Annotated in this window: 10 protein-coding genes; 2 read left to right on the top strand and 8 right to left on the bottom strand. The window is 69.0% G+C overall.

The features are described from left to right. The first annotated feature begins 169 nt into the window (after positions 1-169). Positions 170-1,276, top strand: coding sequence for a glycosyltransferase (locus tag O7553_RS20615; RefSeq protein ID WP_281551330.1), 1,107 nt, complete (start codon positions 170-172; stop codon positions 1,274-1,276). 97 nt (positions 1,277-1,373) lie between these two features. Here the strand turns inward: O7553_RS20615 and O7553_RS20620 are convergent, their stop codons facing one another. From O7553_RS20620 to O7553_RS20635, 4 genes are all read right to left on the bottom strand, one after another. Next, on the bottom strand, positions 1,374-2,489 hold the full coding sequence (locus tag O7553_RS20620; RefSeq protein WP_281551331.1) for a glycosyltransferase family 2 protein: 1,116 nt from the start codon (positions 2,487-2,489) through the stop codon (positions 1,374-1,376). A 13-nt stretch (positions 2,490-2,502) separates the two neighbouring features. Beyond that, on the bottom strand, positions 2,503-4,065 hold the full coding sequence (locus O7553_RS20625) for a lipopolysaccharide biosynthesis protein (protein ID WP_281551332.1): 1,563 nt from the start codon (positions 4,063-4,065) through the stop codon (positions 2,503-2,505). Further along, positions 4,055-5,269: a glycosyltransferase gene (locus O7553_RS20630; protein WP_281551333.1), complete on the bottom strand. Its 1,215-nt coding sequence runs from the start codon at positions 5,267-5,269 to the stop codon at positions 4,055-4,057. Before O7553_RS20630 ends, O7553_RS20625 begins: the two co-directional genes overlap by 11 nt. A gap of 67 nt (positions 5,270-5,336) precedes the next feature. Beyond that, complete coding sequence (locus O7553_RS20635; RefSeq protein WP_281551334.1) at positions 5,337-9,779, bottom strand: DUF4082 domain-containing protein; 4,443 nt, start codon at positions 9,777-9,779, stop codon at positions 5,337-5,339. Here O7553_RS20635 and O7553_RS20640 point away from each other — a divergent pair. Continuing rightward, positions 9,772-10,038 (top strand): hypothetical protein, encoded by a 267-nt coding sequence (locus tag O7553_RS20640; protein WP_281551335.1) that lies wholly within the window; start codon positions 9,772-9,774, stop codon positions 10,036-10,038. The two genes, O7553_RS20635 and O7553_RS20640, sit on opposite strands and share 8 nt — an antisense overlap. Positions 10,039-10,334: 296 nt before the next feature. Here the strand turns inward: O7553_RS20640 and O7553_RS20645 are convergent, their stop codons facing one another. The 4 genes from O7553_RS20645 to O7553_RS20660 all read right to left on the bottom strand — a co-directional run bounded on the left by O7553_RS20645 (position 10,335) and on the right by O7553_RS20660 (position 16,589). Then, a complete protein-coding gene (locus O7553_RS20645) occupies positions 10,335-11,705 on the bottom strand; it encodes an O-antigen ligase family protein (protein WP_281551336.1) in 1,371 nt (456 codons plus the stop codon). 19 nt (positions 11,706-11,724) lie between these two features. Next, positions 11,725-12,942, bottom strand: coding sequence for a hypothetical protein (locus O7553_RS20650; RefSeq protein WP_281551337.1), 1,218 nt, complete (start codon positions 12,940-12,942; stop codon positions 11,725-11,727). A 306-nt stretch (positions 12,943-13,248) separates the two neighbouring features. Then, a complete protein-coding gene (locus tag O7553_RS20655) occupies positions 13,249-15,186 on the bottom strand; it encodes a DUF4082 domain-containing protein (protein WP_281551338.1) in 1,938 nt (645 codons plus the stop codon). A 428-nt stretch (positions 15,187-15,614) separates the two neighbouring features. Next, a complete protein-coding gene (locus O7553_RS20660; protein ID WP_281551339.1) occupies positions 15,615-16,589 on the bottom strand; it encodes a glycosyltransferase in 975 nt (324 codons plus the stop codon). Positions 16,590-16,635 lie beyond the last annotated feature (46 nt).

A 16,635-nucleotide genomic window follows, 5' to 3' on the forward strand; every position in this document is an offset into this window, starting at 1 on the left:
GAGCGGAGAGTCCGATGCTACCAACAGCCGTCGGCGACAAACGCCCGCTTTGCCCGCCACTTTCCGCGTTCAGCAACGCGCTGTCCGGCAACCGACAGTAGCGCAGCAGTGGTGGCGCCCAGGTACGATCGCGCCGGTACCCCGACCCCCCGCTGCACGGAGTTCTCACGTGATCAACCGACTCGCGGACCAGGCCAAGGGCCTGGTCCAGTCCCGTATGACGGCGGCAGAGATCAACCGGCGGCAGGTTCCAACCTTCCGGACCACCGACGTACAAACCGGCACACCGACCGTCTACTACCTCGCGCCGGACAACCCGCGGCCCAGCGGCGGGGTACGGGTCATCTATCGCCATGTGGACCTGCTCAACGACATGGGCGTCCGGGCGTACGTCATGCACAAGGACCCGGCGTTCCGCTGCACCTGGTTCGCCAACCAGACACCCGTCGTCGCGGCCGCGAGCGCCTGCCTCGGCCCGACCGACATCCTCGTCGTCCCCGAGTGGTACGGACCCGGTCTGACCGCGATCCCGACCGGGCCACGCCTCGTGGTGTTCAACCAACGGGCGTACGACACCTTCGACCACATCCCGTACCCGGACACCCGCCCCGGTGCGCCCTACGCCGACCTACCCGGTATGACCGCGCTGCTGGCCGTCTCGCATGACAACGTCGAGCTGCTCAGCCATGCCTTCCCCGACATTCCGGTGCGGTTGACGCGCAACGTGGTCGACCCCGACGTGTTCGCTTTCGGCAGTTGGCCCAGGCGACGACGCATCGCGTACGTCGGGCACCGGCGGGCCGACGAACGCGACCAGTTGCTGCACATACTGCGGTCCCGCCGGGTGCTGGACGGCTGGGAGGTCACCCGGATCGCCGGACGCACCGAGCAACAGACCGCGGAGATCATGCGTGACTGCGCCATCTTCCTGAGCTTCAGCGACCGCGAGGGGTTCGGTATGCCACCCGCCGAGGCGATGTCCTGCGGCGCGTACGTGGTCGGCTATCCGGGCCTGGCCGGTCGCGAGTTCTTCGATCCGGCCCACTGTGCGCCGGTGCCCGACGGAGACCTGTTGGCCTTCGCCCGCGCCGTCGAACAGGCCTGCGCCACCTGGGCCACCCAGCCGGAGGAACTGGCCAGACGGGCGGGTGCCGCCTCGGCTGCGGTGCGGGACCGCTACACCGTCGCCGGCCTACGTCACGACCTCACCGCCTTCTACCGCCCGCTGTTCACCACCGGCTCACCACCGGCTGACCACGGGCTGACCACGGGCTGACCACCGGCGCGGAACGCACCCACCGACCCGTCAGCCGCGCCAAAGTCCCGCCACCGGTCGGCCCGGTCAGCTGTCCGGCCCGCACCGGTCGGCCTGGTCAGACGCCGTACCGGCTCCAGGTGCGGTAGCGGGCATCGTTGCGCAGTCGGCGCCCGACCACGCTGGCGGCGAAACCCGGCACCAGCGGGGCGAACCGTGGACCGATCGCCCGACGCCGCTGCAGCCCCGCCCAGTGCGGTAGCTGCTCTGCCGCCGGATACGTCTCCCGGGCGAACTCCACGTACCAATCGACCGGTTCATGGTCGGTCAGTCGCCGGTCGTAGGCATGACACGCCGATTCGAGAGCCTCGGTGGCCAGCGCCCGACGGGCCAGGTCGTGCAGCTCCCGGGCCCGGGGCAAGCTGCCACCGGGACCGCCGAACAGCACGTCGAAGGCGGTCCGCCGCTCGATAAGGTCGGTCCGCCGCCCGGACGCTGCGGTGACGCTGACGCTGGCCGCGTGTTCCCGGTGCCAGGCCTGATCGGCACCGTCGACGTGGCCGACGTCGGAGACCGCTGCCACCCGCATCCAGGCCTCCATGTCGCAGGCGTACCGCATCCGGCTGTCCCACGGGCCGACCTCGGCGTAGACGCTGGCCCGGACCACGGCCTCGGGAGTGGTGATGCAGTTGACGCCCAACCGGCACCGCTGGGCGATCCACTCCTCGCCGGACCAGATCGTCCAACCCGTGGCCTCCGAACGGAACTCGGTCGGCACCTCACCATCGAAGTGCACCGGGTGGCCGTACACCAGACCGACCTCGGGGAACTTGTCAAACAGCCGCACCGCGCGGGCCAGTGCCCCCGGGGTCAGCAGGTCGTCCGCGTCGAGCCGGACAACGAACTCCCCCGTGGCCACCGCCAGCCCGTCGTTGAACGCCACACACGGGCCGTGGTTGGTCTCGTTGTGCACCACGACCAACCGGGGTTCATCGGCTTGGAGCGTGGCCAGCACCTGCCGGGTGTCGTCGGTGGAGCAGTCGTCCACGACGACGACCTCGATCTCGACGCCCTGCTGGGCTAGGGCGCTGCCAACGCTCGACGGCAGGAACCGCCCGTAGTTGTAGCTCGGGATGATCACCGAGACCCGGGGGGTACGGGCCGGGTCGCCGGCTGGGACGGGTGCCGGGACCCGGGTGCGGGGCAGCAGCGCCCGGCGAGCTGACATTGACATACGTCAACCTCTTTCAGGGTCGGACAGCCGTGGCGAGCGGCGTCGTCGGGGCAGGTGGCTCCGGAGGTGGCGGACCGGGCTGCGCCGGGGCGGCCGGCCCGTGCTCCGCCGACTGGTCGGCCGGTCCAGACTCAGCCGACTGGCCGGCCGCCTTCAGATCCCGCAACCGCTGCCGCAGCCAGGGCAGCAACGGCCCGGCGAACGCCACGGTCATCACGGCACCGCCGGCCAGCAACTGCCACAGCGCGCCCGGCACGGTACGCACCACCAGCAGGCCGAGCGCCACCGCAGGCACCGCCACGACCAGCGGCAGCACCAGCGCACCGCCCAACGCCCGCAGCCGGACCCCGTGGCGACGCAGCGCGACCGCGTACATCGGCAGGATGAGCAACGCGCAGACCAGCGCATGCCCGACGCCGGCACCGACCAGGCCGTACCAGCGCACGCCGAAGATCACCGCGGGGAAGAGCGCGGCCAGCCAGACCACCTGGGCGACGAACAATGCCCGGCTCGCACCGACCGCGATCAGGAAGGTCGCCACCAGGTCGAACAGCACCCGGAACGCCCCGAAGAAGGCCAGACCGGCCAGCGCGTCGGCCGCCATCGACCAGCGTTGGCCGTACAGCAACGGCACCACGACACTGGCCAACCCGGACAGCAGTACGCCGACGAGCAGCGCGACGGTCCAGGTCAACGCGGCGGCCGAGACGAATCCGGCGGCCTTACGCCGGGGGTCGGTCACGGTGGCGAAGGCCGGCAGTGCCACCGCCCGGATCGCCACCCCGAGGGCGCTCATCGGCCAGGTGGAAATGTTGAACGCCAGGGTGTAGAGGCCGAGCATCACCGTTCCTGCGGTGGCCCCGACGGTCAGGTGACCGACGTTCATCACCACCCAGGACAGTACGTTGGCGCCAGCCAACGGCACGCCGAACCGGATCAGGCTGCGGGCCACCGCCGGGTCGAACCCGAACGTCGGCCGGGACCGGGTCAGGACGAACTGCATCACGGTGACCATCGACTGGGCCACCACCCGGGAGATCGCCAGCGACATCGCTCCGAAACCGAGCAGCACCAGGGCGACCGTGACGGTGGTGCTCACCACCAGGCTGGCACCGTCGAGGCCGAGCTGGGCACGTTGGCGGAACTCCCGCTGCATGACCGCGTACGGCACCACCGACAGGCCGCTGAGCACCAGCGTCAACGACATCACCTGCACCACCGGGGTGGCCTGCGGGCTGTCCATCGCCGCCGACACCGGCCCGGCCGCCAGCGACATCGCACCGGCCAGGCCCAGGCTGGTCAGCAACGAGATGGTAGTGACGGTGCCGGCGCGGCCCTGCACCCCGTGCCGGATGATGTCCGCGCTCATCCCGAGGTCGGCCAGGGACATCACGATGGTCTGCACGGTCAACGCGACCGCGAAGACGCCGAACTCCTCCGGGGCGAGCAGCCGGGCCAGCAGGACGCCGACACCGAGGCTGCCGATCCGCAGGGCGATGCTGTTCAGGGTGCTCCACGCGAGGGCGCGCTTGACCCGGGCACCGAGCGGGGCCGGTGCCGCTGCGTCAGCCGTCACTGCCGCTCCCGGCCCCGGTCCGGCCGGCGGCGAACCGCTGCCGGGCCAGGCTCGCCTTGAAGTTCAGCAGATGGGCGGTCGGATGTGCCATGGCTCCGGCCCGGCGCGGCAGGTTCAGCCGTTGCTGCACCGCGCGGGCGTAGATGTCCGTCTGCCGCCGGCCGGCGGCCTGCAGGCTGAACCGTTCGACGACGGTACGGCGGCCGAACTCGCCCAGCTCGGCCCGCTGCCGGGGGTCGGCGGTGCCGAGTTCGGTGAGCGCGGCGGCGACCCGGTCGGTGCCGTCGGTGCCGTCGCCGAGGCCGTAGAACCCCTGATCGAGAAAGACCGGCAGGGTCTGCGGGGTGAGCGGCAGCCAGAACCCCTGCTCGCCCTGCACGACGACGGGCTTGGCGAAGGCCATCGCGCGCAACGCCGACGACCCCATGCCGATGACGATGTCGGCGGCGGCGTACGCGTCGTGCGGGTCGAGCATCGCGCCGGTGAGGGTGACCACCTCTGCGCCCCGCTCGGCGTTGGCCTTGTCGGCCGTCTGCTGGATCTCGGCGCGGGCCTCGCCGTCACCGACGATCAGCAGCCGCATCCGCAGCGCCGGGTCGATGCCGACCATCGCCCGGGTCGCGGCGAGCAGTCCTTCGAGTTTGAGTGCCGCCGCCAACCGGGAAACCGACACCACGGCGATCTCGTCGGCGGCGATGCCGAGGGCACGCCGGGCCGGCCCGGGATCGGCGACCGGGGCGTTGGCGTCGGTGTCGATAGGCGGTTCGATGACGTGCACCTCGGTCCGGTGCGGGCGTTCCTGGGCGGCGATCTGCTCGGTGCCGACGATCAGCGGCAGGTGCCGGGGCACCCAGGCCGGGACCTCCATGGAGAGCACGGTGACCACGAGCGGCACCCCCTGGCGCAGGTACGCGCCGTAGGCTGCCTCCAGGCTGGGCGCCCACTCGTAGGCGTGGACCAGGTCGATGCGGCGGTGCCGGACCACGGCGGCGATGGCGGCGACGTTGCGCGGTGACGGCGCCTCGCCCTTCGGTGGGGCCTGGACGAACTCCAGGCCCCACTCGTCGACCATGCTCCGCAGCTCGCCGTCCGGACCGTAGATGATCACCTCGTGCCCGAGTTTGGCCACGGTCGCCGCGATCTCGATGGCGTTGATCTGGCTTCCGCCGATCTCCATCGTGTGCAGGCAAGTGAGGATACGCACCTAGTGTCCCTTTCAGTCGCGGCGAAGCCGCCCTGCCGATGATTCAACGGCTTCGCCGCGACTGTCCTCAAGAGTTAGGCGTGAACACGACATCTACCCAGTAGTTGTGGTTGACCGAGTGGCCGGGGAACACCCAGCCGTACGGGTCGTAGTGGTACGCACCCCCGCCGACCAGCACATGCAGCGGCGAGCGGTCCAGTTCGGTCTCGGCGAACTGGTTGGCGGTCACGGCGTACTGGCCGACCGACGTGTGGTATGAGGCCACATAGGTGGTGTTCGCGAGAATAGGCACCGGCTGGTCGAAAGTGACCGTCTGCCAGCCGGATTCCGTCTCGTCGGTGAACTCCGCCGTCGCCAACCGGACACCTTCCGCCGTCCAGAGCGAGCCACGGTGCGTACCGGTGTTGGCCGGGCCCTTGTAGAACCGGACACCGGTGATCTGGCCGGCGACGTCGGAGCGGAACCGCACCCCTACCTCAACCGCGTCCTCGTCGGCCCAGTTCACCGCCGCGGGCACGTCTTCCGGGCCGAAGATGCTGACCGGTGGCGCCGACGGGTCGGGGCTCGGGGTCGGCTCAGGGCTCGGCGACGGCGAGCCGGTCGGGGTCGGCTCCACGGTCGGACTCGGCTCGGTCGACGGCGATGGTCCCGTCGACGGCGTCGGCGACGGTCCGGCCGGTGACGGACTGGTGGTCGGCGTGGGGTCGGGGTCGGCCCCACCGGCACCGGGGACGTACAGCGGGTCGACCCAGTAGTTCGCCGAGTTGTACGTCCCGGTGGGGAACCCGCCGCCCGAGCCGTACCGGTAGACACCGTTGTCCCCCGCCGGGGCACTCAACTGGCCACGGCTGTAACCGGAGTTGAAGAACCCGGCATCGAACGCGTAGTTGCCGTTCGGCGCGTAGTACGACAACACGTACGTCGTACCCGCCGACACCGCCACCGGCTCAGCGAACGCCGCCGCCTGCCAACCCGCACCCTCACCCTCCGGGAACGTCACCTCCGCCAACGGCGCACCACCACCGACCGGCCACAACCGGCCGACCTGGCCACCGGTGTTCCCCGGCCCCCGGTAGAACCGCATCCCGACCACCTCACCGTCCACCGACGGAGTGAACTTGACGCCCACCTCCACCGGCTCGCTCTCACCGACCGACGACTGCTGCGGGACCGCGTCCGGCTCGAACAGGGTCACCACGTCGTCGGAGAAGGTCGTGGTGAACGACCAGGTGTGCGGCTGCGCCATCGGCACCCCGCCGCTGCTGGCCCGTACCGAGGCGGTGTAGGTGTGCAACGACTGCAGCGCGGTGTCCGGGGTGAACGTCGCGAGTCGAGTCGTCTGGTCGTAGGCCACCGTGCCGGCGACCGGCTCGGCCGCCGCGTCGAACAGCTCGAACTCCAGCGACGACTCGTCGATGTCGATGTCGAAGTGGGCGGAGGCCACCATCTCGGCCGCCACGCCGGTGGCCCCGGACGTCGGTACGGTCGCGGTGACCGCCGGTCCGACCTCGCCCGGCCTGCCGGTCGGCGACGGGGATGGTGTCGGCTCCGAGAGCGTATCGGTCGGCAGGAAGTACGGGTCGATCCAGTAGTTCGCCGCACCGTACGTCTGGGTGGGGAAGCCACCGCCGACGTTGTAGTTGAACACGCCGTTGTTCTCCGTCGGGGAGCTCAGCGGGCCACGGCTGTAGCCGGAGTCGAAGAATCCAGGGTCGTAGGCGTAGTTGCCGTTCGGTGCATAGTACGACAACACGTACGTCGTACCCGCCGACACCGCCACCGGCTCGGCGAACGCCGCCGCCTGCCAACCCGTACCGCCGCCCTCCGGGAACGTCACCTCCGCCAGCGGCGCACCACCACCGACCGGCCACAACCGACCGACCTGACTACCCACGTTCCCCGGCCCCCGGTAGAACCGCATCCCGACCACCTCACCGTCCACCGACGGAGTGAACTTGACGCCCACCTCCACCGGGTCGCTCTCCCCGACCGAGGGATGTTGCGGGACCACGTCCGGCTCGAACAGGGTCACCACCTGATCGGAGAAGCTCGAGGTGAACGACCACGAGTACGGCGCGTTCATCGGCACGTCGGCGTCGTCACGTGCGGTAACCGTCGCGGTATACGTCGTCTGCTCGGTCAGCGGCACCACCGGGGTGAAGGTGGCCCGGCGGGCCGCGGCGTCGTAGCTGACGGCACCGGGCACCGGCTCGTCGGCCGGGCCGACCAACGTGAAGTCGATGCTGGCCTCGTCGACCGGCTTGCTGAATACGGTCGACGGGGTCACGTCAGCCGGCACGTTAGCCGCGTCCGCGATCGGCACCGTCGACGACACCGTGGGTGGCGCGTCGTCGGCGGTCACGAAGGTCACGTCGGCGTAGTAGTTGGTCGAACCCCACGAGTTGTTCGGGAAGCCCGCCTCGTCCTCCCGGTAGACGCCGTTGCCCACCGTGCCTTCGGTGGCGGGCGCCAGCAGCGGGCCGGAGACGTGGTCGGTCAGGAAGTAGCCGCCGTCGCTGGCGTACCGGCCTTCCGGCGCGAAGTAGGAGACCACGTAACTGGTACCGGCGGAGACCGGGACCGGGGTCGACAGGCTGACCTGCTGCCAGCCGGTCTCGGTCTCGTCTGTGAACACCGCCGTGGCCAGCACCGAACCGCCGTTGGTCCAGAGCGTGCCCCGGTGCTCGCCACCGTTGCCCTCGCCCTTGTAGAAACGCAGGCCGGTGATCAGACCGTCGATCTGGGGGGTGAACCGCACGCCGACCTCGACCGCCGGCTGGGTGCTCAGCGGCTCGCCGTCCGGTCGGCCGTTGTCGGTCTCGACGAACGCCGGGGTGTCCGGCACCGCCTGGCCGAACAGCGAGTACGGCCCGGATACCGACAGGGCGACCGGGTCGGACGGGGCGCCGATGTTGCCGCTGTCGTCGACTGCCCGCGCCAGCACCACCTGCGAGACGGTGTCGGTGGGCAGGAACTCGTACGTCCAGGAATGCGTACCGGTGGTGGCCGGGTGCCAGGTGCCGCCGCCGTCGGTGGAGACCTCGACACCGGCGACCAGCCCGCCGCCGGCGTCGGACGCGGTACCGGTGACCGTGACCGGCGCGCCGTGGGCCACGGCGCTGCCGTCGGTCGGTCCGGTGATCGTCACGTTGGGCGCCAGAGCGTCGGCGGACTCACCGGTCACCACGATCCCGCTCATCGGGGTGGTCGGGGCCGCGCCCATGTCGGCGAAGAGATTGACCGTGGCCTGCTGGATCGCGTCGTCGGCCGGCGCACCCGAGCCGCCGTCGTGGTAGGCATCGAGCCCCCACGCCCACTGGATGGTGCCGGCGCCGAAGACCAGCGCACCGCTCGGCGCCCGGTACATCGTCATGTGGTGGGTGGTCTCCCCCGGCTTGTTCTCCGGGCCGTAGCCGACGAGGTACTCGGGGGTGTGGCCGGTCGTGGTGGAGAGCCGGAAGGTGCCGGCCGGCCGGAAGCCGTTGTCGAGATCCTCGTTGGACTCGTAGCCGACGGTGTGCGGTGCCAGGGTGGCGGTCTGGCCTGGAGCCAGCTCGGCCACACCGGTGTGCCGCCAGAACCGCAGTCTGCCCTGCTCGGCGGGGACCTGCATGGCCAGGTCGGTGTTGTTGGCCATGTAGAGGTTGCCGACCAGCGCGTTCTCCGGCTCACGCAGCTCGCCGGTCGGGAAGCGCGGGTCACGCCACACGCCGGTCCACTCGTCCGACGGGTCGATCCGCGCGTTGTCCCAGGTCTCCTTGTAGCAGACCAGCGTGCGGTACGGCGTACCGTTGCCGTCGACGCTGTCCTCCCAGCGGACCTTCCAGTAGACCTCATTGCCGGTGAAGAACGCCAGGTGCACCCCGGCGTCGCGGGCCGCCTCGACGTTGGCCCGCTGCTGCGGCGACCAGTACTCGTCGTGCCCGACGGAGACGTACACTTCGTGGTTGAGCAGCGACTCACCACGGACATCCGCGTCGAGCCCACTGATGTAGCTGACGTCGTATCCGTTGCGCTCCAGGAACCGGATCATCGGATACTCGTTGGCGAAGAGGAAGTCGCGCCCCTGCTGAGCGCCCCGGGTGGCGAACGGCCGGTTGTAGCTGAGCTTGTAGGCGCGGTATGTCGGGCCTTCCCCCCAGTAGAAGTCCGCACCGCCGTAGCGGTTGTACGCCTGCCAGGTGGTGTCGGAGGTCTGGAACACCAACTTCGAGGTGCTGGTGTCGTCGCGCACGATGAACGGGATGTGGCTGTCGCCGCCGGTGTCCGAGCGGACGAGCCGGGCGATGTAGACCCCGGAGACGGCGTCGACCGGTACGTCCCAGGTTGCACCGACCTGCCAGGTGCCACAGTCGAAGATCTGGGTGTCGGTGGCGTGCACACAGTCAGCGTCGGCGTTGGCCGCCAACGGCAGGCTCGGGGTCAGGGTCGCCCACTCGCGTGCGCCGTCGCCGCCGTACCAGCCGAGCCGGTAGACCTTGATCGTGTACGCGGACGCCTCGGTGCGCACCTTGAAACCGATTTGTTCCCCGGCGTTCACGCTTATCGAGGTTGCGAAGCCCTGGATCGTGGGGTCACCGACCCCGGAGATGTCCCACACCGAACTCGGCGTTCCCGACTTGCTGTTCTCACAGGCGATCACGTTGATCGGAGGTGCGCATGGATCGGTGGACGCAGATGCCGCCGGCATCGCGATCATCAGGGTCGCCATCATGACGATGGCGGTCGCGACGGCGACGAAGTGCCGCCGGCCGCGATCTACAAATTGAGATACGCCCGCTCTCACCGAATGTCCCTTCAGGAGCCAGCCCGACGCGATACCGCGTGCCTCCCCCAGCTACGCAGCGCCGACGCTACCAGCGTGAGTCAACCTCACAACCGGGCATGTATCTGACCCTCGGCGCGACCCGGACAGCCCACCCATCACCCATTCGGACAACCGGGCCCAGGGCAACGCGTAATGATCCGCATTCACACGGTTAGTTGATAGACGTTCTTTGAGATGTCGGATCGACGACCGGGGTGGCCAATGAACCGGGTTTCTCGGGCACCGGCACCGGCTTCGTTACGAACCGAACCACCGGGGCGTGGACGTCCGCACCCTCAACGCCGGGTGACTAAGCCGCCACACAGCGCCGCACATGCCCACCATCAACGACATCGCGGTGGCGTAGGTACTGAAGCTCAGCGAGTCGAAGGTGAAGCCTGCCGCGATCGCGACCAGCTGCACCGCGACGAGGATCGAGCATAGGTGCCGGTCACGCTCCGACGTCGACCTGCGCCGGGCGAGTAGCGCGACGACGATCGCGGTGACGTGCAGCGCGGCGAGCACCACGACCCCGATCACCCCGTTGGTCAGGGCGAAGGCCAGCCACTGGTTGTCGAGGTACTGGTACTGCGGGGACACCCACGTCCCGGTCCCCCGCCCGAACCACGGTCGTTGGGTGAAGTAGTACCCGACCATGTCGTACCGCTCGGTCCGCGAGGTGATGCTCGGGTCTGTGCTCGCCCCGAGGAACATGTTGGTGATCGTGGTGACGAGTGACGGCTTCGCCACCGCCATTCCGGCGAACATGACCAGACCCAGCGCCATCATGTTGTAGCGCATCCGCCACGCCCAGCTGGGCATCAGGACGAGCAGCACGATCGCCAACGCCACGAATCCGGTCCGGGACATCGTCGCCGGGATCGCCGCTGCGATGAGCAATGCCAGGAATGCGAACATCTGCCGTTGTCGGGAAGTAGCCGAAAAACGTGCAAAGTGGATCGCGAACGGCAGCGCCATCGCCATCAACAGACTGAACTCGATGTAGTGGAAGGTCGTGCTGGGCACCCGTACGCCGCCGCCACGAATCTCCAGGCCGACGACCCAGCCTTTCATCTGCAAACCAGGCACCCGCATGTACTGGGTAAGATCAAAGTACAAGAACGCCTGAATCAGCCCGACCACGGCGACGAAGGCACAGCAGTAGACAAACACCCGCAATACGCCGTCAAGACGGTCCCAGTTGGGCATGCCGTCGGCGGTCAACAGGATCACCCCGGAGATCGCCGCTGCGGTCAGCATCCAGCGGTCCGCCGAGTTCGCCTCCATCACGGTCAGCCCGCGGAGGAAGCCGACCGCGTACGACAGCAGCATCGACAGCAGGAAGGCCAGGATCGCCCAACGCAGCGGTTGCGGTCCGGTGAGCACCAACCGCGAGTTGAGCCGGGCCGTCATCCACCAGAACCACATCAGGATCGCCACGACCAACGCCGGGCGCCCCAGATCGGTCATTCCGGGCAGAATAAGGTGCGACGGGATCAGTGTCAGCAGACAGACCATCAGCGACAACATGACCGGCGCGTCGATCCTGGTCAGCCTGCGGCGGGTCACATAAGTGCGCTCGCTGATCCATGCCGGTTCGAGGTCTGCCGGGTGAACCCCGGACGACATCACCGGGTCCTGCCCTCGGTCATCGTGCCTGGCTGCCGTTCTTGGACGTCTCCGACGGCGTCCACTGCTCACGGCCAGCACCGGCCTTGGGCAGGATTATCGTCGCGTCGTCACGGACCGCGCGAATCACTGCGGTCTCGTCGTTGGCCGACGGCGTGACCGGCTGCTGGGTGGCTGGCTGCGGCTGGGGCGGCTGTTGCGGGCCAGCTGACCGTTGCTGCGTGGGCAGCTGCGAGCCGGAGGCCTCCCCGTCAGCATTGTCGGCCCGGTCGTCGACCGCCCGGAAGGTCAGCGAGCCGCTACCAGCGGGCCCGCCGATCTGCACCGGACCGCCGACCAGCCCGCTACCGGCCACCGGTGCCTCACCCGGCGACGGCTCGGCGCCTCGATGCTCATCCGGACGGCTCGTTGAACGGCTCTCCTGGCGACCCTGCGAGGCGTTGCCGGAGCTGTAGACACCGCCGGACTTGCTCGCCGCCACGCCGTCGCGGTCACTCGCCCGCGGGCTCGGGACCGGCTGTGGGCGCGACACCGACCGCGTCTGATCGGTCCGCCCGGACATCGGTGGAATGGTGATCGTCTCGTCGGTGCCGGTGGTGACCGGCGCAGCAGCCACTGGACGGGGCCGGCGCCGCCGTAGCAGTCCGTCGATCCCGATGGTGAGCGCCGCGCTGAGCAGGACGCCGACCCCGGCGACCGCGATCATCGCCCGGTTGACCTTGGAATTGGCCTCCTGGATGTTGTCACCCCGGTCGAGACGACGTGCGGTGATGAAGCTCTCCTCGTTCGCGCCGTAGTCGGCCTGCAGCCCGACCACGCTCGCCTCCAACCGGCGCACGACCTCCTCGGTCGTCTCGGTGGCCTGCTCCTCGGACTCGCCGACCACCTCGATGGTCATGATCGGCTGCTGGTTGTCGAGGGTGATCGCGACGCTCTCGCTGAGACCGGCGGCGTCCAACTGCTTGAGCACGGCCTGGTCCTGCACCGTAAGGGCGGCGGCCCGGCTCAGCGACCCCAGCCCCAGCTCCAGCCAGGGGTTACGGGGAGTAGTAGGGGCATCCTCGTCCGGGGCGGTGTTGGCTGCGGTGGGCGGGATCAGCTGAACGTATGATGTCGCGATATAGTCCGGTTCGACGCTCATTCGGGTCCATCCGGCAGCCGCGACCGAGATGAGCAGCAGCGGTGCCGCGATGTACCACCGCCGGAACAGCAGTTTGGTGAGATCCCAAAAGTCCACTGCTGTCCTTCCATTGGGTGGCGAGGTCGGGGCGCTCGTCTTCCATCGTATGGCCAGCCGAGAAGCATGAAGGTACGGCGTGGGACGTGGAGGCCCGCGCCGGGGTTCAGTGTCCGGGCCGTGCGGGCACCTCCGCAAGCCTCCGGTCGCCGCCCCATCCCGGACATATGTCCCGTTACGCCACACCGAACGACCGAGCAGTACCGAGAGTCACCAACGCGACACCTCCGGCCCCCACCGTCAGGGGGACATACCAGTGGGCCGGGTGGATGCCCAGGGCGTCCACCCGGCCCGTCGGATCGAACCTTACGGCGTGATCTTGTAGATGTGGTAGGTGTGCTCCGCAGCGAAGGTGTCCCGGATCGCACCACCGCTGATCGGCAACGAGCGGTTCTCGAACAGCACCTCGGCGGTGTCACCGGTCACGCCGGGCGGCAGGGCCAGCGAGTGGTCACCAGTCGGGGTGTCCTTGCCGACCATGGCGAAGACGTAGAACGAGCCGTCGTGGGCCTTGAGCATCGTGTCCAGTCCGTTGTTGAACTCCCACTCGTAGGACTGGGTGTTCAGCACCGGCGCCAGGCTGGTGATGCGCTTGTTCACCTCGGCGACGGCCGGACGGACCGCGTCGCCACACCGCTCCCGCAGCACGTGTTGCGAGAGGCACGGCCCGCCGAAGTTGTGGTTGAAGTACTGGATCCCACGAGCCTCGTTGATCACCGAGTTCATCACCGCACCGGTGACCTGCTCACCGGTGATGGTCGGCGCCCAGTCCTCGGTGAACGGGTGCCCCACCTCGACGAAGGCCCAGACCGGCTGTCGCTTGCCGTCCATCGCGTCGAGTTCACGCATCCGCTGCATGGTGAGCCCGTAGTTGGCCGCCCGCCGGCAGTTGTCCTTGTTCACGCCGTACGTCGGGCCTTCCGCCGGAGCGGTGCAGACATGCGGGTCGGTGTACCAGTAGATGTCGTTGGAGACCACCGAGCTGAAGCCGTTGACGAACTTGCTGGCGTCGGAGTCGGACTGCCAGAACATCACGCCCTTGCCGTAGTTGGCGTAGCGCAGCCCGCGGTCACCGGACGGGACGGTGGCCGACTCCTTCTTCATCACGTCCAGTCCGCAGCCGTCCCGGCTGGAGGTGCAGATCGGGCCTTGGCCGGGGTAGTTGCCGGTCCAGGTACCGTTGCCCGGCCCGCCCCACATGTCCGCTTCATCACCGATCACCCAGCCGACGCTCTCGTTGCCGCGGTCGCTGAACGGCTGCGGGATGAAGGCGTACATGTCGTTGCGCCTGATCAGCGAGACATCCGACTGGTCGGTCAACATGACGTAGGTGTTCAGACCGGCCGCCTTGTCCCGGTCGATGTCCTGCTGGGTGTACACACCCTCGTACCAGACGCCGATCGGGAAGAAGGACGGGTCGGTCCAGCCGGACGCCCGCGCCTGCGGGAAGTTCGCGTAGAAGGCCGGGCCGCCCTCCCAGGGCACCCGGGGCAGGTCGAGTACGGCCGGCGTACCGCTGGTCGGCGAGGCCGACGGGCTGGCCGACGGCGTAGCGGTCGGGCTGGCCGACGGCGACGGTGTCGGCGACGGCTCGGCGGAGGCCGTCGGGGACGGCGTCGGTTCCGGCTGTTGCGACCCGGTCGGCTCGAAGGCGAGGTCGACCCAGTAGTTGCTGGCCTTCCAGGTCTGGCGGGGGAAACCACCCGATCCGTACGCGTAGACGCCGGCGGTGCCGTCGGCCCGCAGCGGCCCGGCGGACACCGGCCGCTCGAAGTAGCGCTGGGTGGCCCGGTACCGGCTGGTGTGGTAGGAGGCGACGTACACCTCGCCCGCCTCGACCTCAACCGGCTCGGGCAACGCGACGTGCTGCCACCCGGAACGGGACTCCCGCTTCGGTACGGCGGTCGCCAGTCGCTCGCCGTCCGCGGTCCACAGGTTGACCCGGTGTCGACCGCGGTCCCCCTTGGCCTTGAGGAAACGCACCGCGGTGACCACCCCGTCGCGGTCGGCGGTGAAGCGTACGCCGAGCTCCACCGGCCGGGTGTCCGGGTCGACCGGCACCCGGGACACGTCCGTCTCGGCGAACAGGGTGAAGCCGTCGACCTGCTCCCCGGCGACCGACGCGGTGACCACCGTCGCGGTGGCGAGGAAACTGGCCACCACCGCGCCGATCATCACCAGCCGACCGCGACGGCCGGTGGGGCGACGCAGCATCCGCCGCCGGCCACGACCAGACCCGGCCACGCTCGCGTGCCGGCCGGTCGCGACCGGCCCGCTCTCCGCGGTGGGGCGCGGCGACGGACGACCGGGCCGCCGGGCGCGCGGTGACCCGGGTAAACCGGACGAACTACCCGTGGACGACCCCGGGAACGGCTCGTCCCGCCCCCCGTCCGGCTCGAAAGAATCCTTGCTTACCACGAGATGTACACCTCTCGGGACATGGTCCGTTGTCGGTATTGCGTTCGGCGGATCTCCCCCAGGCATCCCCGTCCCGACGGTACGCAGCGAACTACGCCGCCCGATCGGGGCCAAGGCTGACGTTAACCCAGGCCACGGACCCGCCCAAGGAACTTAATGCTCTCTTATGGCAAACCGGCACGACCCTGAGCCCACTCGCCGCCGAGGTGAATGGCGAAGTTCACTCACCTCACACATCGACAGATCGAGATCGTTTACCGGGCTCTCGGACCGGATCCGAAGGCGTCGACCGCCGATTGTGGATCAGCGGTACCACCGCTCGGCACCCCACCGGTGGGCCGCCCCCAACCGGAACGCACGCTCCATCCAGGAGAACGCCGCCTCAACTCTGCGGCAACAGTAATCGCCACATAACAGAACGCTGCCGGAACAAGATGCGGCGCGGTGAGAACAACCCGCCGCAACCAGGACCACGGGCGGGAACCGGGCACCGGATCGAGTGCCAACTCAGCGCCTCGCGGATCCGTTCGGACGAACTCCCAGAACTCGGCGTTACCGGCACGAGATCTGGCCACTCGCCGGACCAGCTCACCCGTGCGCCGCGGTGCCACCACCCGTACGGGCAGGTCAACGTCCCGCTTCTCGTCGGCGCTGACCACTGCGTCGAGAAACATGTCGTCGGCAATAATGTCCGGAAAATTGGTGAATCGCTCCCGTGCGGCGGCGGAGATCGCGATCAACCCACGGCCGAAGAGGCGGCCACTGAATATCGGCAACCGCGCATTGATCGCGTAGTAGCCACGCACCGGCCAGGTACTCGCGGAGGTGTCGATCACGGGTCGTGGCGCCGCCGCCTCCACCCCGGGTTCGGCGATCGCGGCGGCCAGCGCGCGTAGAAGTTCCACCGGTACCGCGATGTCCGCGTCCAGATAGATCCGGACGTCCCCCCCGGCGATCTCGTCGGCGGCGTTGAGCGCGGCAATTTTCGACGGCGTGGCGATCTCCAGCACCCGGGCACCGCACGACCGGGCGACCGCCGCCGTCCGGTCGGTGCAGCCGTTGGCGGCCACGATGATCTCGACGTCCGGCCCGAAGGATGGCGATTCGGTCATTGCACGCAAGACCGGGCCAATCCCTTCTTCCTCGTTGAAGGCCGGCATGATGACGGTAATCTGCACAACCACGATGCTTCCATTCACGGACGATGCGACAACCAGTCGAATGGGCAACCTCACTATCGCCTAGCTGACACCGATTGGACCATCCGGTGGACCA

Source organism: Solwaraspora sp. WMMA2059, from assembly GCF_027497315.1.
GTDB lineage: Bacteria > Actinomycetota > Actinomycetes > Mycobacteriales > Micromonosporaceae > Micromonospora_E.